At 65.3% G+C, this 18,311-nt stretch carries 27 protein-coding genes; 10 read left to right on the forward strand and 17 right to left on the reverse strand.

The annotated features are described in order from the left end of the window. Positions 1-4: 4 nt before the first annotated feature. Positions 5-1,120 carry a 3-isopropylmalate dehydrogenase gene (gene leuB / locus H1Q64_RS06555; protein ID WP_145622841.1) on the forward strand — a complete coding sequence of 372 codons (1,116 nt, stop codon included), beginning with the start codon at positions 5-7 and terminating at the stop codon, positions 1,118-1,120. A gap of 105 nt (positions 1,121-1,225) precedes the next feature. On the opposite strand, the gene H1Q64_RS06560 is transcribed toward leuB, so the two are convergent. Next, positions 1,226-1,546 carry a general stress protein gene (locus H1Q64_RS06560; protein ID WP_079285003.1) on the reverse strand — a complete coding sequence of 107 codons (321 nt, stop codon included), beginning with the start codon at positions 1,544-1,546 and terminating at the stop codon, positions 1,226-1,228. 199 nt (positions 1,547-1,745) lie between these two features. Here H1Q64_RS06560 and H1Q64_RS06565 point away from each other — a divergent pair, with 199 nt between their 5' ends. Then, positions 1,746-2,264: a hypothetical protein gene (locus H1Q64_RS06565; RefSeq protein WP_237904866.1), complete on the forward strand. Its 519-nt coding sequence runs from the start codon at positions 1,746-1,748 to the stop codon at positions 2,262-2,264. Between the two features lie 29 nt (positions 2,265-2,293). Here H1Q64_RS06565 and H1Q64_RS06570 read toward each other — a convergent pair whose 3' ends face one another. Then, positions 2,294-3,175 carry an HpcH/HpaI aldolase/citrate lyase family protein gene (locus H1Q64_RS06570; RefSeq protein ID WP_237904867.1) on the reverse strand — a complete coding sequence of 294 codons (882 nt, stop codon included), beginning with the start codon at positions 3,173-3,175 and terminating at the stop codon, positions 2,294-2,296. A 156-nt stretch (positions 3,176-3,331) separates the two neighbouring features. Here H1Q64_RS06570 and pdxY point away from each other — a divergent pair, with 156 nt between their 5' ends. Both pdxY and H1Q64_RS06580 read left to right on the forward strand, forming a co-directional pair. Beyond that, the gene (gene pdxY, locus H1Q64_RS06575; RefSeq protein WP_237904868.1) at positions 3,332-4,192 is read left to right on the forward strand and encodes a pyridoxal kinase PdxY; all 861 of its coding nucleotides are present in this window, start codon (positions 3,332-3,334) and stop codon (positions 4,190-4,192) included. Between the two features lie 48 nt (positions 4,193-4,240). Continuing rightward, positions 4,241-4,819: a TIGR00730 family Rossman fold protein gene (locus tag H1Q64_RS06580; protein ID WP_014241640.1), complete on the forward strand. Its 579-nt coding sequence runs from the start codon at positions 4,241-4,243 to the stop codon at positions 4,817-4,819. Between the two features lie 12 nt (positions 4,820-4,831). On the opposite strand, the gene H1Q64_RS06585 is transcribed toward H1Q64_RS06580, so the two are convergent. After that, the gene (locus H1Q64_RS06585) at positions 4,832-5,245 is read right to left on the reverse strand and encodes a hypothetical protein (protein ID WP_237904869.1); all 414 of its coding nucleotides are present in this window, start codon (positions 5,243-5,245) and stop codon (positions 4,832-4,834) included. Positions 5,246-5,697: 452 nt separating this feature from the next. Here H1Q64_RS06585 and H1Q64_RS06590 point away from each other — a divergent pair, with 452 nt between their 5' ends. Together H1Q64_RS06590 and H1Q64_RS06595 are read left to right on the forward strand one after the other, a co-directional pair. Further along, entirely contained in the window at positions 5,698-7,035 is a 1,338-nt protein-coding gene (locus tag H1Q64_RS06590) for a tyrosine-type recombinase/integrase (protein ID WP_237904870.1), read from the forward strand. Beyond that, the gene (locus tag H1Q64_RS06595; RefSeq protein ID WP_237904871.1) at positions 6,998-7,273 is read left to right on the forward strand and encodes a hypothetical protein; all 276 of its coding nucleotides are present in this window, start codon (positions 6,998-7,000) and stop codon (positions 7,271-7,273) included. The genes H1Q64_RS06590 and H1Q64_RS06595 overlap by 38 nt, the downstream gene beginning before the upstream one ends. Positions 7,274-7,372: 99 nt before the next feature. Here H1Q64_RS06595 and H1Q64_RS06600 read toward each other — a convergent pair whose 3' ends face one another. The 8 genes from H1Q64_RS06600 to H1Q64_RS06635 all read right to left on the reverse strand — a co-directional run bounded on the left by H1Q64_RS06600 (position 7,373) and on the right by H1Q64_RS06635 (position 12,359). Beyond that, complete coding sequence (locus H1Q64_RS06600) at positions 7,373-8,182, reverse strand: DUF7662 domain-containing protein (RefSeq protein ID WP_237904872.1); 810 nt, start codon at positions 8,180-8,182, stop codon at positions 7,373-7,375. Positions 8,183-8,305: 123 nt separating this feature from the next. Continuing rightward, positions 8,306-8,632: a hypothetical protein gene (locus tag H1Q64_RS06605; RefSeq protein WP_237904873.1), complete on the reverse strand. Its 327-nt coding sequence runs from the start codon at positions 8,630-8,632 to the stop codon at positions 8,306-8,308. Further along, the gene (locus tag H1Q64_RS33795; RefSeq protein ID WP_330874517.1) at positions 8,619-9,242 is read right to left on the reverse strand and encodes a DUF5681 domain-containing protein; all 624 of its coding nucleotides are present in this window, start codon (positions 9,240-9,242) and stop codon (positions 8,619-8,621) included. The genes H1Q64_RS06605 and H1Q64_RS33795 overlap by 14 nt, the downstream gene beginning before the upstream one ends. Before the next feature lie 197 nt (positions 9,243-9,439). Further along, positions 9,440-9,967: a hypothetical protein gene (locus H1Q64_RS06615; protein ID WP_237904875.1), complete on the reverse strand. Its 528-nt coding sequence runs from the start codon at positions 9,965-9,967 to the stop codon at positions 9,440-9,442. A 52-nt stretch (positions 9,968-10,019) separates the two neighbouring features. Next, positions 10,020-11,444: a hypothetical protein gene (locus H1Q64_RS06620; protein WP_237904876.1), complete on the reverse strand. Its 1,425-nt coding sequence runs from the start codon at positions 11,442-11,444 to the stop codon at positions 10,020-10,022. After that, on the reverse strand, positions 11,444-11,770 hold the full coding sequence (locus H1Q64_RS06625) for a hypothetical protein (RefSeq protein WP_237904877.1): 327 nt from the start codon (positions 11,768-11,770) through the stop codon (positions 11,444-11,446). The genes H1Q64_RS06620 and H1Q64_RS06625 overlap by 1 nt, the downstream gene beginning before the upstream one ends. Continuing rightward, positions 11,767-12,003: a hypothetical protein gene (locus tag H1Q64_RS06630; RefSeq protein WP_237904878.1), complete on the reverse strand. Its 237-nt coding sequence runs from the start codon at positions 12,001-12,003 to the stop codon at positions 11,767-11,769. The genes H1Q64_RS06625 and H1Q64_RS06630 overlap by 4 nt, the downstream gene beginning before the upstream one ends. Beyond that, positions 12,000-12,359, reverse strand: coding sequence for a hypothetical protein (locus tag H1Q64_RS06635; protein ID WP_237904879.1), 360 nt, complete (start codon positions 12,357-12,359; stop codon positions 12,000-12,002). The genes H1Q64_RS06630 and H1Q64_RS06635 overlap by 4 nt, the downstream gene beginning before the upstream one ends. 350 nt (positions 12,360-12,709) lie before the next feature. Here H1Q64_RS06635 and H1Q64_RS06640 point away from each other — a divergent pair, with 350 nt between their 5' ends. Together H1Q64_RS06640 and H1Q64_RS06645 are read left to right on the forward strand one after the other, a co-directional pair. After that, positions 12,710-13,027 carry a hypothetical protein gene (locus H1Q64_RS06640; RefSeq protein ID WP_237904880.1) on the forward strand — a complete coding sequence of 106 codons (318 nt, stop codon included), beginning with the start codon at positions 12,710-12,712 and terminating at the stop codon, positions 13,025-13,027. Further along, positions 13,024-13,275 carry a hypothetical protein gene (locus tag H1Q64_RS06645; protein ID WP_237904881.1) on the forward strand — a complete coding sequence of 84 codons (252 nt, stop codon included), beginning with the start codon at positions 13,024-13,026 and terminating at the stop codon, positions 13,273-13,275. The genes H1Q64_RS06640 and H1Q64_RS06645 overlap by 4 nt, the downstream gene beginning before the upstream one ends. A 719-nt stretch (positions 13,276-13,994) precedes the next feature. Here H1Q64_RS06645 and H1Q64_RS06650 read toward each other — a convergent pair. The 6 genes from H1Q64_RS06650 to H1Q64_RS06670 form a co-directional block, all read right to left on the reverse strand. Continuing rightward, complete coding sequence (locus tag H1Q64_RS06650; protein ID WP_237904882.1) at positions 13,995-14,954, reverse strand: hypothetical protein; 960 nt, start codon at positions 14,952-14,954, stop codon at positions 13,995-13,997. 20 nt (positions 14,955-14,974) lie between these two features. Then, a complete protein-coding gene (locus H1Q64_RS06655; protein ID WP_237904883.1) occupies positions 14,975-16,393 on the reverse strand; it encodes a DnaB-like helicase C-terminal domain-containing protein in 1,419 nt (472 codons plus the stop codon). Then, positions 16,390-16,638 carry a hypothetical protein gene (locus H1Q64_RS06660; protein ID WP_237904884.1) on the reverse strand — a complete coding sequence of 83 codons (249 nt, stop codon included), beginning with the start codon at positions 16,636-16,638 and terminating at the stop codon, positions 16,390-16,392. The genes H1Q64_RS06655 and H1Q64_RS06660 overlap by 4 nt, the downstream gene beginning before the upstream one ends. After that, positions 16,638-16,862, reverse strand: a complete 225-nt coding sequence (locus H1Q64_RS06665; protein ID WP_237904885.1) for a hypothetical protein — start codon at positions 16,860-16,862, stop codon at positions 16,638-16,640. The genes H1Q64_RS06660 and H1Q64_RS06665 overlap by 1 nt, the downstream gene beginning before the upstream one ends. Beyond that, entirely contained in the window at positions 16,849-17,040 is a 192-nt protein-coding gene (locus H1Q64_RS34085) for a helix-turn-helix domain-containing protein (protein WP_419468823.1), read from the reverse strand. Before H1Q64_RS34085 ends, H1Q64_RS06665 begins: the two co-directional genes overlap by 14 nt. A gap of 238 nt (positions 17,041-17,278) precedes the next feature. After that, the gene (locus H1Q64_RS06670) at positions 17,279-17,617 is read right to left on the reverse strand and encodes a hypothetical protein (RefSeq protein ID WP_237904886.1); all 339 of its coding nucleotides are present in this window, start codon (positions 17,615-17,617) and stop codon (positions 17,279-17,281) included. A gap of 103 nt (positions 17,618-17,720) precedes the next feature. Here H1Q64_RS06670 and H1Q64_RS06675 point away from each other — a divergent pair, with 103 nt between their 5' ends. Both H1Q64_RS06675 and H1Q64_RS34090 read left to right on the forward strand, forming a co-directional pair. Further along, positions 17,721-18,002 (forward strand): helix-turn-helix domain-containing protein, encoded by a 282-nt coding sequence (locus H1Q64_RS06675; RefSeq protein WP_237904887.1) that lies wholly within the window; start codon positions 17,721-17,723, stop codon positions 18,000-18,002. Next, entirely contained in the window at positions 17,992-18,201 is a 210-nt protein-coding gene (locus H1Q64_RS34090; RefSeq protein WP_419468824.1) for a helix-turn-helix transcriptional regulator, read from the forward strand. Before H1Q64_RS06675 ends, H1Q64_RS34090 begins: the two co-directional genes overlap by 11 nt. Positions 18,202-18,311 lie beyond the last annotated feature (110 nt).

Consider the following 18,311-nt stretch of genomic DNA (forward strand, 5'->3'; position numbering starts at 1 on the left):
CGCCATGCCCGCCAACAAGAAGCTTCTGTTTTTGCCCGGCGACGGGATCGGTCCGGAGGTCATGCGCCAGGTGCGCCGGGTCATCGACTGGCTCGACCGCAAGCGCAACGTCACCTTCGACGTCACCGAGGGGCTGGTCGGCGGTGCGGCGATCGATGCCTACGGCGTTCCCCTGAAGGATGAGACGCTGGCCGACGCGCTGGCGGCGGACGCGGTGATGCTGGGCGCCGTCGGCGGCCCGAAGTGGGACAACCCCACCGACTACACCAAGCGTCCGGAAGCCGGCCTGCTGACGCTCCGCAAGGAGCTGAACCTGTTCGCCAACCTGCGCCCGGCGGTGGTGTTCGACGCTCTGGTCGACGCCTCGACCCTGAAGGCCGACGTCATCAGGGGTCTGGACATCCTGATCGTCCGCGAGCTGACCGGCGGCGTCTATTTCGGTGAGCCGCGCGGCATCACCGACATCGGCAACGGCGAGCGCCGCGGCGTCAACACCCAGGTCTACACGACCAGCGAGATCCGCCGCGTCGCCCGAGTCGCCTTCGAGCTGGCGCGCAAGCGCGGCAACAAGCTCCACTCGATGGAGAAGGCCAACGTGATGGAGTCGGGCCTCCTGTGGCGCCAGGAAGTCACGAAGCTCCATCAGGAGGAATTCTCCGACGTCACGCTGGAGCACATGTACGCCGACAACGGCGCCATGCAGCTTCTTAAGAACCCGAAGCAGTTCGACGTGATCGTCACCGACAACCTGTTCGGCGACATCCTGTCGGACGAAGCGGCGATGATGACCGGCTCGCTCGGCATGCTGCCGTCGGCCTCGCTCGGCGCCCCGGACGCCAACGGCCAGCGCAAGGCTCTCTACGAGCCGGTGCACGGCTCCGCCCCGGACATCGCCGGCCGCGACCTCGCCAACCCCTGCGCGACTCTGCTGTCCTTCGCCATGTGCCTGCGCTACTCGTTCAACATGGACGAGGAGGCGAAGATGCTGGAGAAGGCCGTGCAGAACGTGCTGTCGGGCGGCATGCGCACGGCGGACATCATGGCGCCGGGCATGGCCCGCTGCTCCACGACCGTCATGGGCGACTCGATCCTGCGCGAGCTGGACAAGCTGGCCTCCTGACCGGTTGCGGCGGCCCCGGCCTGACGGGCTGGAGGACGCCGACCGGCGGACGATGAAAAGAAAGCCCCTCTCCGGTTTCGGAGAGGGGCTTTTTCGTTGGTGCCGTCAGTCGCCTTCGCCCGGACGCAGGGCGGCCCCGCGTCCGCCATGACTCGCCTGCCCGCCCTTCCGCCCGGCTTCGGCGGCCAGGGACGGGTTTTTGGAGAAGCTGCGGGAGGACGCCGGTACACTCCGACCCCCCTTCCGCCCCGCCTCCGCGGCGAGTTCCGGATTCTTGGAGAAGCTGCGCTTGTCGGCTGGCACGCTTTCCCCGCCCTTGCTGGCGATCTGGCGTTGCCGGTCACGGTCCATCGACGCGAAGCCGCGGTTCGATGTGCGACCGCTCCCGGATTGGACTTCGTCTTGGCCGTTGTCTTTCGAGGCCATCTTCAACCTCCACCTCTGCCACATGTCGGAAAACCGATGGGGGGCGACTTGGTTCCGGGGAGGTCGTGATTCCGATTTCTTCGGCACCCCTAAGTGGCAGCAGGATCCATCGGACGGCATCCGGGAACGCTTCGCCTCCCGATCGGTTGAGCGGACGGGGGTAAGCCGAAGCGGGACCACGATGCAGGGAGGTTCAACGATGGGAGTCGAACTCACGGCCGAACGGCGGCTGTTGTCCGAAAAGGAATTCGAACAGGTCCGCAGGAGCCATTACCCGGAGCTGGAGGGCTTGCCGCCCGATGAGACCCTGACGCTCGCCCGCTGGCTGCGTGGGGAGCGCGACCGGGCGCGCGACATCATCGCTTCGCGCCGCCGCGGGCGGCGGGGCAAGGCCAGCGGCACCGGCCAGCAATCGGCCGACGCCAGCGAGCGCGGCCTGTCCGCCAAGAAACAGGTCTACGCGCGGGCGCTGAAGCGGGTGAACGGGCGGCTGGAGCGGTTCCGTGCCGAGCGGCGGCGGGAGATCATCAAGGCCAACCTTCAGGACGCCCTGAAGCGCAGGAAGGACGCGGAGCCCCAGCATCCGTCCCCCGGACGCACCCCCCGCAAGGGCATGCGCCCGATCCCCAGCGGGCGCCGGACGGTCGAAACCGACCCGCGCGAGATCGGGCGGGTGTCGCAGTTCGTCAAGGACGCCCAGGCGCGCCGCGATTCCTGAGCGCTCAGTTCATGAGAGGGGCGGTGGCGTCAGCCCGCCGCCTCCAGCGCCCGGATCGCCTCGGCCAGAGCGACGAGGCGCCGGGCGTTCTCGACGTGCAGATTCTCCACCAGCCGCCCATCCACGAGCACCACCCCTTTGCCCTGGGCGACGGCCTCGGCGTGGGCCTGGATGATGCGGTGGGCCTGGGCGACTTCCTCCGCGCCGGGGGCGAAGGCGGCGTTGCAGGCGGCGATGGTCTTGGGGTGGATCAGCGTCTTGCCGTCGAAGCCAAGCTCCCGCCCCTGGGTGCAGGACTCGGCGAAGCCCGCATCGTCGTTCAGGTCGAGATGCACCCCATCCAAGATGGCGAGGCCGTAGGCCCGCGCAGCCAGCAGGCAAAGGCCCAGGCTGGTCAGCATCGGCAGCCGGTCACGCGTGTGCGCCGCGTGCAGATCCTTGGCGAGGTCGGAGGTGCCCATCACCAGCCCGCCCAGCTTCGGGCTGGCCCCGGCGATCTCCTTCGCGTTGAGCATGCCCAGCGGCGTCTCCATCATGCACCAGATGGTCTGCCCGTCGGGCGAGCCGTTGGCGCGCAGCACCGCCTCGGCTTGGCGGACCATGTCGGGGCTCTCCACCTTCGGCAGCAGCACCGCGTCGGCGCCGCTGGCAGCCGCCATCACGAGGTCGTCGTAGCCCCAGGGCGTGTTCAGCCCGTTGGTGCGGACCACCAGTTCCCGCCCGCCATAGCCGCCCGCGGCGATGGACGCCCTGATGGTGGCGCGGGCCTCCGCCTTGGCGTCGGGGGCGACGGCGTCCTCCAGGTCGAGGATCAGCCCGTCGGCGGGCAGGCTGCGCCCCTTCTCCAGGGCGCGGGCGTTGGAGCCGGGCATGTAGAGCGCGCTGCGGCGCGGGCGGGCGGTGGCGGCCATGGCATTCCCTCAAGCGGTCTTGTGTCGTTGCCGCAGCATTAGCCGCAGGAGCGCGGGCTGTCCATGCGGTGCGTAGGGCTGGTCTGCATGGAAACATCTCCAGCGTGTGGTGCGGACGGTTTAGGATGCGCGCCCAACCTTTCGGATCGTCCGCCCATGAAGACCGTCATTTCGATCCAGTCTCACGTCGCTTACGGCTATGTCGGCAACCGCGCCGCGGTGTTCCCGCTGCAACGGCTGGGCTGCGACGCCATCGCGGTGAACACGGTGCAGTTCTCCAACCACACCGGCTACGGCGAATGGACCGGACAGGTCTTCACGGCGGAGCATGTGGCAGACCTGATGGACGGCGTCGCCGCGCGCGGCGTCCTGCCCACCTGCGACGCGCTGCTCTCCGGCTACATGGGCGACGTCGGGCTGGGACAGGTGATCGTCGAGACGGCGGCCCGGCTGAAGGCCGCCAACCCACGCGCCGTCTATGCCTGCGACCCGGTGATGGGCGACGTCGGGCGCGGCTTCTTCGTGCGCCCCGGCCTGCCGGAGTTCATCCGCGACCACGCCGTCCCCGCCGCCGACCTCATGACCCCCAACCAGTTCGAGCTGGAGTATCTGACCGGCCGGACGGTGGAGACGCTGGACGACGCGCTGGCCGCCACCGCCGCCCTGCGGGAGCGCGGGCCGCGGCTGGTCCTGGTGACCAGCCTGACCTGCAAGGACGCCGACCCCGGCCACATCGAGATGCTGGCCGACGACCGGGACGGCGCGTGGCTGGTCTCCACCCCGCGCCTGCCGCTGGACCCGCCGCCCAACGGGTCGGGCGACGCGGTGGCCGCCCTGTTCCTGGCCCATTACCTGAAGGCCTTCGATCCGGCCGACGCGCTGGAGCAGGCGGCGGCAGCCATCTACGCCATCTTCCAGACCACCCGCCGGATGGGCACGCGGGAGCTGCAGCTGATCGCGGCTCAGGACGAGTTCGTGAACCCCGCCCAGCGCTTCACGGTCACCCGCGTCCGGTAAGCCCCTTACGACCACGCGCCCGAGAGACGGCGCGAACAGAGGAACGACATGCGGATTTGCGTCTACGCCGGGTCCAACCCCGGCACCAATCCGGCCTATGGCGAGGCCGCGGAGCAGCTTGGCCGCCACATGGCGGAGCGTGGCATCGGCCTCGTCTACGGCGGCGGGCGGACCGGCCTGATGGGGCGGATCGCCGACTCGGTCCTGGCGGCCGGCGGCACGGTCACCGGCATCATCCCGCAATTCCTGATGGACAAGGAGGTCGGCCACCAGGGTCTCCAGGAGCTGCGGATCGTCGCCACCATGCACGAGCGCAAGGCGCTGATGGCCGAGCTGTCGGACGGCTTCATCGCGCTGCCCGGCGGCATCGGCACGCTGGAGGAGCTGTTCGAGGTGTGGACCTGGGCGCAGCTCGGCCGCCACGACAAGCCTTGCGGCCTGCTCAACGCCTCCGGTTTCTACGACGGGCTGGCCGGATTCCTCGACCATGTGGCGGGGGAGCGCTTCATGCAGCCCAAGCACCGCGACATGCTGATCGTCCGCGACACCGCGCCGGGCATCCTGGATGCCTTCGCCGCCTACGAGCCGCCGGCGGTGCGGAAGTGGCTGGACGAGGCCCGCACCTGACCCGGCGGGGCCTTACGGCTCAAGCAGCTTCTTCATCAGGGCGTTCCAGTCGCGCTTGAACTGGGTGCCGAAATCCACCTCGGCGACCGCTCCGCTCCGGCCCGCGGGCCGGACGATGGCCGCCGCCTGGGAGTCCGGCTGCGCCTTCGCCTTGCGCTGGACGGTGACGACCCGCTTCTTCGGGGGCGGGTCGGGCTTGCGGGCGGGCAGGGGGGCTGCGGTCACCGTGACGACCGGCGCCTCCCCGGTCTGCGAATTCCGGGAAAAGGCGTCCTTGCACCAGCCGCCTTCGCGCGCCCTGGTCAGTGCGTCCCCATCGAGCAGCCAGCAATCGACGCTGCCCGCCGCGGCGGCGGGGGCGGAATGGATCGGTGCCGTCAGAAAAAGCGCCAGCGTCAGTGCACCGCACCGCGACCGCCAAGGCATGCTTCGCCCTCTCCCTCGCCATTGGACCGACGTTCAGCAATACAACGTCGGGCGCCCGCATATCTTCGGCGCGAAACGGGAGTAGGGCGGCATCCCCGTGGTAACACGGGCGGGGCGCGGCCCCCCGGCCCCTCAGGTCAGGTGCTGCTGGCGCAGGTAGTCTTCGCTCTGCATCTCCAACAGTTTTTTCCTATGCTCCACCTCATCCGGAACGCCACGCGGATTTGTGGCGATAACCCTGGAGATGGGAGTTCATGCTAGGTCACGGAGTCCAGTAATATCGGCACTTTCGAAGAAAATTGAGACACTTGACAGTGTGGTGATTGCTCGGACATAACCGGCATACAGCGGCAAGGAGTCGCCAGGAGTTGTTTGCTTTTGTCTTGCGTGGGCGTGACACTGGCCGTGACACCAGGTGAGCCATATCAGCCGAAGCTGAAGTCGAGGTGTGAATGGGAACGCTGACTGACACCATGATCCGGCGCGCAAGAGCGGACGGTGAAAAGCGTCGAGTACTGCGGGACGGCGCCGGGTTGGAATTGCAGATCACCCCGAACGGATCGAAAACTTGGTATGTCCGGGCGCGAGTGCGGCGGAAAGATGGCGGAGAAGGCGTTCAACGCCGTGTCTCGCTGGGAGCCTACCCTGCAGTGTCCTTGGCCGACGCTCGTCGGGAGGCGGCACAGATCGTTTCTGCTGCACGCTCTGGACGCGATCCAAAGGCTGTTGAAGTTCGGGCCGCCTTGGGGACGGGCAAGCCTAGGACTGTGACAGAAGCAGCGGATTGTTACATCGACCATCTCAAAGCCGCTGGACGGGCTGAGAGCTACCACACTGAGCGTAATCGACTCCTGGGCCGCCTCTTCTTGCCGGCCGTGGGTAGCCTTTCCATCGACGATGTTGACCGCGCAATGCTTTCTGCGATCGTCGACCGAGAGACAAAGAGACAGGCCAAGGCGAAGCAGAAGGGTGTTCAGGCGCGCCGTCTCGCTAGTGTTGTGACAGCGATGTGGCGTTTTCTTGAAGATAAAGGCTGGATTACACGCCGCGGAGAAGCGGATCGGTTGCTGGTATCAGTTGCGGCGGAACAGACACGGGATCGTACGCTTACGGACTTAGAGTTGGGAGAGCTTGCCTTAGCTCTCGGCTTGCTGGACGGGAAGACCGTTTATGATCGGGAGAACAGCGGCCTTCGGCCTCCTGACAAGGGGACACTGGACGCCCTCGCTCTGGCTTTGCTCCTCGGGTTACGCGGGGGCGAGATTACAACACTTCGGCGTGACGACGTTGTGGAGGATGCCGAAACCAACATGACAACTCTCCGCATCGCCTCGCGTGGGGGGAAGACCGCGGCGGCGCGGCGTGATATTCCCCTACCGCCGTTAGCTCTTGCGATCGTCCGCCGTCGGCAACAGACCGTCCGGGGTGACTTGCTGTTTCCAAGCCCAAGCGGGAAAACGCGTGACGGTTTGTCCGTTGGCGCCCTTGGTGTTGCTGCAAAGCAATTGGCGACAAAGCTCAAGCACCGAGATGCGGAAGGACGTTATTGGACACCGCATGATCTGCGCCGAACCCTGGCCAGCATCCTTGGCGAACTGGATACCGTTGAGGCAATCCAAAAACGTATCCTTGGTCATGCGGGGGCAGATGTTACAAGTCGTGTCTACGATCGCAGCAAGCGTCTCAAGCAGATGCAGGACGCACTTCGGGCAGTCGAGGCGTGGGTCCTAGGTCGAGCGGGCAAAGCTTCAGGTGCGATTCTCGCTGTTCCTCTCGATGGGCGGCGATAAATCAGCATACGAAGTCGGCAGCGATCTGAAGAAGGCAGGGGGCATGGACGGCGATTGGGATTATTTCGAGCATGAGGGAGTTCTTTTCCGGCGGCCGGCGGGGCGGCCCGGTGGTGTGACTCACATCCGCGACGGCAATGGCTGGGCCTCGTACAAGGGCGATCGCACTGCGCCGGTGATGTTCGGCGATCGCATCCTTGTCAACGGTGATGAGGCTGGCGAAGACCATAGGGCGTGATCTGTACTATTTCATCACGCACGAAAGCTGCTGAGCGCCAGACGATGCATTGAGACATAAACTGTGTCCGGAGGCCGCCTCAAGTTGGAAGATCAGCCCCTAGGTGGCGAGGTTCAACGCTTCCACCTCTGTGCCGCCGCCGGTCAAGATGGCAACGTTCTCCATGAGGCGGCGGACGCTCTGCGAGGACAGCACAACCTGCCGTCTGCCGCTGGCATCCTCTAGCCAGGGGTTCTCGAACACGGCGCTGACCTCGATCATGCCCCCTGCCGCCATTGCTTCCGTGAACACCCGCTGAAGACGGACATTCGTGTCCTGTGTCTCAGCGGCGTTGCGATAGCCGCTGAAGCGTTGGCGAAGGTTAGCTGTCTCGCCAACATATCGCGACCGGCGCCCATCGGAATATCGGACGCGGAACTCATAGATGGCAGGGACGGTCGTCACTTTAGGGAAGACCAGCTTGCCCGCCTCGTCGACCGCCAGCAAGCCGACGGGCGCCCAGGTCAAGAAGACACTGCACCTGAGGGTGTTTCCAATGGGGTCGGGCGGGAGTGCCAGCTTCGGCTGGGCAGCTACCGGGACTGGGTCTTGAGCCTTGTGGATCGACCGCCTGAAGATGACGCGCTGCGTGGCGAGATCCAGCTCCTCGGTTCGCCAATTGACATCGAGCCACGCCATACTGTGGCGACCGTCTTGACGGTTGTTGGCCCACCATGCGGCATACTGGAGCGCACTTCCGGGCAACGGGAAGCCGAGCACCGCCTCCACCTCAGCGAACGTTGCGCGCCACTCGTCGCAGGCAAGCCGGGTCAGATACTGCGAAAGCGAAGTGTATTTTCCCTGGGCCACTTTGCTTTCCGTCGGCTGGAATGAGGCATTGGCCGTGTTCTTGAGAGCCTTGCCTGTCATGAACTTCGGCGCGCTGCTGGCCGCGATGGTTATGGTCTCGTCGGCACCGGCACCGAATATCGCGCCATAACGGGGTTCGTCAACCTGCGGGTGATGTTGCCCACATACCGCACGGCGGCATGATCAAGAACGCTCCGGACGCAGCGGTGCAGGCGCACCACGGTCACCGCTGGCCATGCACCGGCGCAGTTCAGCACCGGCGTCCTGGCCAGCTCCTTCTACGGCGGAGAGAAGCCCTGCCTCGATGTCGGCCGCCGTGGTCGCTGGTGACCACGCGCCGAGTGCAGTATGGAAGGCTCGAAGGGCGACAATAATCCGCTGCCGGGTGTCCTGGGGGCGGTCCATCAGCATCCGTCGCAGCTCTGCATAGAAGCGTTCGAGCCAGAGTTCGTGAGCTGCGAACTCAGCCTCCTCCAGCCGACGGCGCAGGGCCTGTTTACGAGCGGTCATGGCCACCACCTCCGAAAGCGGCAATTTTGCGCTCCAGTTCCGCGACCCGATCGGCCAACGCGGCCGCGTCCCGGATCTCCATGGCAGCCTTGATGGCGTCCAGCAGCGCCTTGGCGTCATCGAGCGTGAGACGGCCGGCGGCAAGCGCAGCAACAATGGCGTCCGCCTGCTCGCCCGGTCCTCCAGCCAGCTTCAAGCTGGTGCTGATCGGCATCGACTTCGCCGGCGGAACGACCTTGTCGAGGAGAGCGAGCTGGACCTTGAGGTTCTTTTGAACGACGGCACGGCGCAACAGGTCCTCGACGATCTCAGGAGCCTTCGCCTCGATCATGGTGCGCATCTCGGCGCGCCAATCCTTCGACCCTTTCGGCCTTCCTTTTGGGTTCCCGGATTGACCCTGCGAAAATCGGCTCACGGTGACTCGTCTCCTGTAATTAACAGGGAAAGAACAGGGAATGCCGCCCTGCCGCGACTCGAATGTTGTGGTCCGAGTCCGGGTGGTCGGCAGCGCGGGATTCCCCCGCGCACCTTTTGATGAGGTGGTCGGCCGCGGCGCCGTCCGGAGCGGCCGGAAGATCCGGCGGCGCGTACCGCCGGACCTTGGCATCATCGGCGTCCATCAGGCTGCCTCAGCCGGCGCCTTCATCAGGCGCTCGGCTTCCCAGGACAGCCGGACCAGTTCCGCAGCGGCAACTGCATCCCCTCCTTCGGCCCGGTCCAGGAGCTGGCGGAGGAGCCGGTGTCGAGTGGTCACCGACAGTGGCTGCGGGCCTGGAGGACCCGAACGGCGCTTGCCAGTCGCAGCGTTCACATCACACCCCGCTGGAGACGGAGACGGTTGAACTCGTTCATGATGGCGTTCGATGGGGACCAAGTCGGCCGGCCACCACCCAACCGCTTCCGCACCTCGTCGAGTTGCTTCACCGTCGCCAGCAGGAGTTCGTCCAGCTTGCTCGCATGCTCGATCAGGGACTCCTCCACACCTTCGTTCTCCGTGCGCTGAAGTTGATGACGGGCGACGTCAACGGCACGCTTGGCGTCTTCGTGGAGCTTGCGGGCAGCGGCGACAGCGGCACTCGCCTCCTCCAGGAGGGCAGCCAAGCCTTCGCGGTCCGCGTCGATCAGCGTCATGTTCGCGGCGTCATCGGGGTGCTGTTCACCGCGTTGCCGGCGCGCGATCAGGTCGGCACGCTGACGGTCCAGATCGGCCATCCTGATCTGGATGCGCTCGTATTTTTTGTTGGCCGCGGCAAGCGGTTCAGCGGTGCGCTCCACCCATGCCTCAGTTTGTGCGAGTTGGAGAGCGACGGCGTGGATAGCGGAATTCACGTTCATCTGGGGTCTCATAGAGTGGGAGGGAAACGGGAAATCGAAGGGAAAGGCGCCTTCACAGCGAATAGGGGCCGCGGCGACCTTCCGTGAAGTACGGGTTCTGCGTGGCCTTGCTGCGCTCCAGGAAGCCGGTGCCGCGCTCCAGGCGCAGCAGCGTCGTCCAGGACCGCAGCGGAGAAAAGCTGTGCTCGACGCGGCTGATGTAGCTCTCGCTGGTCTGATCGCCGCGCGTGAGGCGGAGGTAGCGCCCGGGCTTGAGATCCTCCGAGCCACGCACCGTGGCGCTGCCCTCCTCGAAGACGACGTTATCGCGGTTCAGCTCGCGGAGCTGTTGAGCACGCCGAATGTGCCAAGTGACGTAGGCAGTGTTGCCCGCCGCCTGTTGGTCCGGCGGAGCCTGCGGCAGCGGCCGGTCCAGGTCAGGCATCAGCGTCGTCTTGTGCTGGACGCGCTTGACGCCGTACAGGTCCGGCTTATTGTTGCCGTGCTCGAAATCGAGTTGGCTGCCGTCGTGCAGCGTGCCCCTGCTGATCCATCCGGAACTGTCCAACGTGGAGGTGCCGGGCGGCACCCAGAACCAGTTGCCCACACGGCTGTCGGAGCGGGCCATCGCCAGCGACTGCACCGCAGCGGCGTCCAGCTCGACCACGTCCGGCGCCGTCGCCCCGGGCAGGATCAGGGTGCCGGCGAGGTCCTTGAAGGGCGCCGGGCGGAAGACCACTACCGGGCCCTCCTCCGTGTCCTCCACGAACAGCTCGTTCCACGGCCGGTCGGTATGCGCCTCCAGCAGGTTCCAGATCGAGCCCTGGAGCGGTGCGATGGAGCCGGGCGTCAGCGAACCGTCAGGCACCGTCGCCTTCACGTCGAAGGGCAACATCAGGCGGCAGGAGTAGCCGGCCAGCTCCTCCAGCTTCTTATTCGCGACCGCCTTGACCACGTCGGTTACGTAGTCCTTCACCCGGACCACGCCGGCGACCATGCCCGTCTGCGCCTGGAGCTGGTACTTGGTCAGGTAGGGCGTCTCCATGATCCACCCCAGCTCGAAATTGATTTGGTGGATCAGCAGCAGCTTGGCGGAGTCCTGGCCAGCGATCGTCACCACGCGGTCGGGTTCCCCGTTCGCCCCCATCGTTTCTGAGCGGTGCACCGTGGACACGTAGCCGCGCATCAGCAGCGGCAGCTTGCCGCCGGCATGGCGGTGCGGCTCCCGGGCGCCGCGGATCTCGATCATGTCCATCGGCTCGACCAGGCTGTAGACCGAGTCCAGGCCGCCGCGCGACTGGTCGGCGAAGGACACGGTGAAGCCGCCGGCCGGTTCGGACAGGCCCTTAACCGTCCGAACCGCCCCGGCCTCACCGAGGTACGGGGTCAGATCGACGTCGCGCGGGTTGGCCTGGTAGCGCGCCGACACGCCGCTCTTGCGCGCGACCAGCTTGATCAGCCGAACCTCGATTTTTGGGTGGTAGGTTTTGATGGCCATCAGCGGGTTCCCAAGGGCTGAACAGGCGGCTGCAAAGCCGCGAGACGATCTGACAGCCGGCGGCTGGCGGCGGTGGCCATAGCGTTGGCGGTCTGCTGGAGACAATGCTGCGCCTCCTGCTCTGCCGCGGCGTCCAGGTCGGCCAACTCCCGAGCAACGGCCGCTGCTCTCTGTTCCAAGTCCCGCAACTGGGCGCGTGCGGTGACCGTGTCGCCGGCCTCGATGAGGGCCCGCCGAAGGTCTGCCTGAGCGGTTTCGATCTGGGCCACCAAGTCCGCCTGGGTCTTCTCCAGGTCGGGGCGGGCGGGGATCACGTTCCGCCTCATGTCTGGCTCCTTTCCGCAAGCATATCGGTCAATCTGTCCACGAGGCGGCGCACGCTGTAGGCGACGATGTCAGCCGGTTTCGGGACGGCAGCCTCCACGGCATCAAGCGCCCGATCGACGCTAGGGATAGCCGCCTCAATGGCCTTATCGTCCCGGGCTGCAAGAGCTTGGTTCAACCGCTTCATACTGGCTTCCAGCTTGGTCGCGGCAGCATCCATGTTGTCGAAGATCATCGGATCACCGCACCCGCGAGTCGGTGAAGTGTCGCTTCCCCCTTGGCGGCTTCGTGAGCCGAGACATGACCGGCAAGAACTTCGGAGCGTAGCGCGAGGTGCGCCTTGGTCAGGGTCTCCGTGAACCGCTGCCGGCGCGCCTGCGCTTCCTGCGCCCGCTGGGCCCGCTGTCGTTCCAGCCGTTCGCGCTCGGCCTGCTCCTTCCGTGCCTTGGTGAGCCTGAACATGCCCTGGATGTCGGACCCGTCTAGGCGGGTGATCTTTGGCGCTCGCAGCGCCTTGGCCATCTGTGAGTCGTGCTCCCGCTTGTAAGCGGCCAGCTCCTCGACGAGCAGTTGGAATTCATTTTTTCTCAACTTGACGCCCCCTTGGCTTGATGGGGGATTAACCCCGCCTTGTGGGAGATTCCCGTCACGACCTCCGCAGCGCCATGCCCTCCATTGCATTGGGCGTTGCCGGCCACTTCGTCGTGATTCCCGGAAATCGGTCGTGACGGCTTGATGGCGTCCTGTGTCGCAATGTGACCGGGAAGGCCATGGCCAACTTCGAAGTTTCCTCCTTTCGCTGTGAACGGCGGTCCTGTTCGCTGTCTGTGACGAGCTGCGCGACCTCGTGGAATGCCGCGCAGCGGCGTCGGCCGGAGCCTTGGGACGGGCTCTGGCACTGCCGGAGTTGCCCCGTCGGCGCGGCGAATGCCGGCAAACCGATGGACACGGCTGCGGCGGTTGCGGATGCCCTCCTCTGCGTCTGCCCACGGTGCCTGCGCCTCTCCAGCCGGCGGATTGGCCCGCGGCGTTACTGTCCGAGTTGCTGGAATAGGACGCGGGAAGTCCGAATCGGGCGCAACGCCAAGGGCAGCCAGCCGCGCCTTCAGCTCCACACGGTGGGCCTCGTCGTCACCCGAGATGGTGCTGCGCAGCGCGAGCACGTTGCCGACGTGGCCGGCGCCTTGGAGGCCATGATGATCCTGGCCAAGTCGGCGGCCGGACCCGTCGCCTTCGGCCGCCCCGGGGTGGAGCCATGACCGGCGGTTTTGCCCTCACGGATCACGCCTGCCGGTTTTGCCTGAGCCGGGTCCTGGAGAGTGCCGGCACGTTTCTGTGCGCAACCTGCGGAGCCGAGTCCGCTGGCCGGCCCGACCCGATTTGCGGGTGTGGGGTGGTCAATCGAGAGACCGGAAAGCGGCTGCTCCGGTGCGCGCTCAATCCGACGCCGACGCCGACCAATCCAGCGCTCGTGGTCATCGTCACCGCCGGCGCAGCGTCCTTCTGACCCCATCGGCCAAACGCCACTTCATGCGTGAGAAACTGGACTGCCTCGGGGTTGGCGGCTCACAGAACCGTGCCGACAGTCCCTGCGCATGGTAGCCTCGTCCTGAAGGCCGGCCTGCCTTTTGAGGTCCGCGATATACCGAGTTGAGGTTGGCGATGTACCGAACAGGGATATTGGCCATTAGCAGACACGCCGGCATGCCGAACGGAACCCCCGACTCTAAGACTGTGACTCGGTATTTCGCTAACCTTAACTCGGTACATCGCGGACCTCACGGTGATTGTGCCCACGGGCCCAGCGGCACCCCGCCACCGCGACGAACTACGGTCCGCCGGCGCGCTCGACCACGCGCAGGAACGATGTTCCAAAGCGTGAGGTCCGCGTTATACCGAGTTGGGGTTGGTGATGTACCGAATTGCGCCGTCGATGAATCTCTGAGATCATTGGCTCGCTCGATGAACTCGCCATTCTCGAGCCTGTGACTCGGTACATCACGGACCTGAGGAAACGGCTTGGGGCTTGCACGTTTGTGCGGGTAGGCGGCGGACTGGTGTAGCGGGCACCATCGACGGGCTGAGCGAAAAACACTTCCAGCGCAGCACTCTGTATGGTCGAGATCAGCGCGGGCTCGGAATTTTGATTCTCCCGATCGCTTCCCATTTTGGGCTCTCCCATTTTTGGTTCTCCCACTTTCACGGTTTCCCATTTCTCGGTTTCGGTCACGCCGCGCCGCGGTGATGCTTGTCCACGAAATCCTGGCCCAGCTCCTCCTCAAGGACCTTGAGGGGAATGCCGCAGCGCGGGTGCGTCGGCGCCGGGTCGCTGCCGTAGTCCCACTTGCCGGTATCGCGGTAGAGGCGCAGCCGGCCGCGGATGCGGGTCATGCGGTCGATGATGCCGGGCGCCATGATTGCGACGGATTTGTTCGCCGGACGGGCAACGGGCTGTTCGGAGGCGCGTTTGAACTCGGCGACACGGTCGGCGACGGATTCGGCGAAGGCACGGAGGCTGCGTGGGGGCGACGGGCTTTTCCAGGTCGCCATGCCACGCTCCAAAACCTCACCCAGCAGCTCGACCGTGCCACCGCTGTCCAGGAATTGCTGCGCCTCGGTGCGCAGCGTGATCAGCGGGGCAGGAAAGCGCGTGTCGTTCGGCCAACGCTCCTCACGCAGTTCCAGGAAGCGATTGGCCACCGCCGCCGCCCCATCGGCGCCCTTCACGCGCACAGAGGTGTCTGCACTTGGCGGCGGAGGAATCTGTATATGTTCTGAATCTGGAGTCTGTGCGCGCAGAGGGAAATCCGTTCCTGTAACGTTACCTTCGGCGGGTGTAACGTTACGCTCCTGTTTCGTCCGCTCGCGGTGCTGTTTCACCCTTGCTGCGACATCGTCACTGCAACGCTGCCGCTTGCCCCAGCCGGTCAGGTGGTCACCGTCCAGCGTCAGGCCCTGCATGGCGTTGTAGATAGCCTCAACGTCTGCGGCCTTGAGGTCGATTGCTGCGCCAGTGACGCGATGGTTCCATCCCTCCAGCGTGCCGCGGGCTGACGACTCGCTGGCGTTGACCATCATGCAATCCCACACGGCTAGAACCGCGTGAACAGGAACGCCGGCTTCGATGGCGACAGCGCGCCATTTCGGATCGGTTGGAGTCTCGTGATAGTAGCGGAACCACTGCATCGTCATACCCTCCCGCCGGGTTACCGTTCGAGGTCGAAGAAGGCGCTACGGGCGCCGTCGTAGTAGAGGGAGACCGTGCCGACGGCTCCCATGCGCTGTTTGGCAACGATGACCTCGGCGAGGTTGCGCGACGCCTCCTTGCGCTGTTGCCAGTGCTGGAGACGGTCGTTGTATTTCTCGGTCGTTTCGTCGGAGCGCTGGGCCGGTTCGGAGCGGCCCAGGTAGTATTCGTCGCGGTATAAGAACATGACCGTGTCGGCGTCCTGTTCGATGGAGCCGGATTGCCGCAGGTCGGCAAGCGTCGGCCGCTTGTCGTCGCGCGTCTCGACCTGACGGGAGAGCTGGGAGAGCAGTAGGACCGGCACCCCGAGCGTCGTGGCGACGCCCTTCAGCTCGCGGGTGATTTCGGTGATGACTTCGGTCTCGCCCTTCGAGCGGAATCCGTCAGGCGCGCCCATGATGTTGAGGTGGTCGATGATAACCATGCCAAGCCCATGCTTCTGTTTGAGCCGGCGGGCCCGGCGCATGACGTGGGCCGGCGTGACGCGCGCCGTGCTATCGATCCACACCGGCAGGTTCGGAATGGCCTGCGTGAACGCGATGAACTCCGCGTCGGTCACTTCCCCGCGGCGTTGCCGGTCGGTGGCGACACCGGCGGCCCGGGCGAGGAATCGGGCGCCGAGCTGGCGCGCCACCATTTCCTGCGAGAACATCAGGACCCCAGCGCCGCCGTGCAGGCCGCGCGCCAGAGCGTCGCCGGCATTGACGGCGATGTTCCAGGCCAGATCGGACTTACCCATCGACGGCCGCGCGCCGAGGACGATCAGCTCACCCGGTTGAAGTCCGCCCAGGCGCCAGTCGAGATCCTTCAAGCCGGTGGTGACGCCGGTCAGGGCGGTACCGGCCTTGCAGGCGGCCTCCGCGGCGTCGATCGCCTCCTGGACCGCGTCCTTGACGATGACCAGCGGCTGCGCCCGCGGCGTGGCCTCGTCCAGCAGCAGCAGCGATGATTCCAGTTCGTCCATGATGTCGCCGCTCGTGCGGCTGACCGCCAGTTCCTGCGCGTCGGCGATCACGCGCTGCGCAATTTCGATTAGGCATCGGCGCTGGTACAGGTCCTCCAACACGCGGGCGTAGCCCTTGACGTCGCCGAAGGCGCAGGCCTCGTAGAGCTTGGCGATGTAGGCATCCACCCCACCCGGCGCGTCCGCCGCCTCCGGAGCGCGGCGCAGCACCCCCCACAGCGTCGTCGGGTTGGCCTCGCCGCCATTGTTTACTAGGGCGATGACAGCGGCGAAGATGCGGCCGTGCAGCGGGTCATAGAAATGATCGGCCGAGAGCCGGTCGGCGACCAAAGGCACGCGGCTGTTGTCGGTCAACAGCTCCGCCAACAGCGCCTGTTCCACCCGCTCGTTGTGCGGCAGGTCGACGGTGATCATGCGACCTCCGAGGATTCGTCTGGATGCGCTGCGTGATTGATCACCAGCGCATCCAGAATGAAGTGTTGGTAGGCGTCGTCCAGAAACTGGATCGCCTTCTTGTCGTCGCCGTAGAGCGCGCGCAGGCTGCGCCGAATGGCGTGCATGAGCGCGGCCCGGTTGATCGGCGAGGGATCGGCTATGAATCGCGCCGTGGCCTCACCCTGCGCGCGACCGAGCGCCTTTTGCTGGTCGGTGAGCTGCATCACGCGCGCCCCTCGATGCGGTTGCAGATCGCGGTCAGACGGTCGATGCAGGCTCGCACCTGGTCGGCCGTCGGGTGCTGTGGCAACGCCTCTAGTTCCTGCACGACGCCGTGAATTTGCTGTTGCACCGTTGGCCGGTGGACATTGCGGGTGGCGGCCTTGATGTTGGGTAGTTTAAGGCCCTTCCGCTCAAGGTGGCGCTCATCAGAATCAGGCTGCCTCATGCCGCACCTCCTGGGATTGGAGGAAGGCATCCAGAGCTTCCACACGCACCAGCACACGGCCTCGGATCTTAACGACGGGAAGTTGGCCAGCTTTGGCGAGTCTCCATAGCGTCGTGCGGCTCAGCCCCGTCTTCAGACAGGTTTCCTTCAAGCTCAGAGTGAGGGGTGTGGTTTCCATGATTGCCAACTGCTTCGGGCTGTTTCGGATGGCCCAAGGCTGTCGTCACGACCTCTGAATGGGAGCGGGTTATTTTCGGCGGAAGCCAGGAGGGACGATTTTTCTTGACACTAGAAGTTCGTGACAAACTGATGTTGACCGCTGGTGCGGTTCTTCATCACTTTGATAAAGCTTACTAATTTCGAAAATCCTACCTAGTCGATTCGGCTGACTGTTGCGGTGCGACGCACCAAACGGCTCAATCGAGCGCCGCGAGCGCCCGCTTGACCAAGAGCCAGTGGTGGGGCAGCTCGGCGCCAAGCTCGATGTGCGCGGCATCAACGGCGGTCCGAAGGAGGATGCGGGCACCTTCGGGCGAGCTGCACGTGGCGTGGCCGATAGCCTCGGTAATGTCCATCTTCCGAGACAGCGCGTCGTCCATCTTCTGCGGGGCGGCGCCCTGACGTTCCAGCATCTCGATCTCGGCGCCAGCATCTTCCCAAAGCAGGCCAAAGGCGATCAGCCGGGCATCGGGATGCGAGGCGATGGCAATGTATGGGTATTCACGCCCGTGAGGCGCGTTGGGGGCATCGGTCATCTGTGGCTTCCGTATCTACGTGACGTGATACGAAATGTCTAATACACTAGCCCAAAAGCGTCAACCATTTTGGATAATGAACTGTGCAAAAAGGATCTCGCGCATGATGACGGCGGCATTGATGCGGGGTGCGCGTGGTTTGCTCGGGTGGAGCCAAAGCGACTTGGCGGCAGCAACCGGCCTATCCCTTCCGACAATCAAACGTATGGAAGGGCCAATCGGGCCCGGACGTAGTTCGGCGGACAACGTGACGGCCGTCCGCCGTGCTTTCGAGAACGCCGGCATCGAATTCATCCCGGAGAACGGCGGGGGCGAGGGGGTGAGGTTTCGCCAGCGCCGAGATGACAGGCAGATTGCGCCGGAGCTCAATGCAAATGAACAGTGACGATCCGGAATCTGAAGAGAAGCGTTATCTAACCGAACATGAGGCGGCGGAGCTTACCCGATTAAGTACTCGGACATTACAACGACTTCGCCAGAATGGAAAAGGTCCATCCTTCATCCGCTTGAGTGCGCGCCGATTAGTTTACGACCGCTCCGACCTGGAGTCTTGGCTTAAGTCGCATATGGTCGGTGACATGTAGATCCGTCGCTGGGCAACTTGAGGGCGCCCCCAGTCAAAACGCGGCACTCTGCCGCCACAGGTTGGAGCGCGCGGCCGAGCTTTTGGCCCAAGGGCCACGGCGGCGGCTGT

Origin of the sequence: Azospirillum brasilense, assembly GCF_022023855.1 — a bacterium.
Lineage (GTDB): Bacteria > Pseudomonadota > Alphaproteobacteria > Azospirillales > Azospirillaceae > Azospirillum > Azospirillum brasilense_F.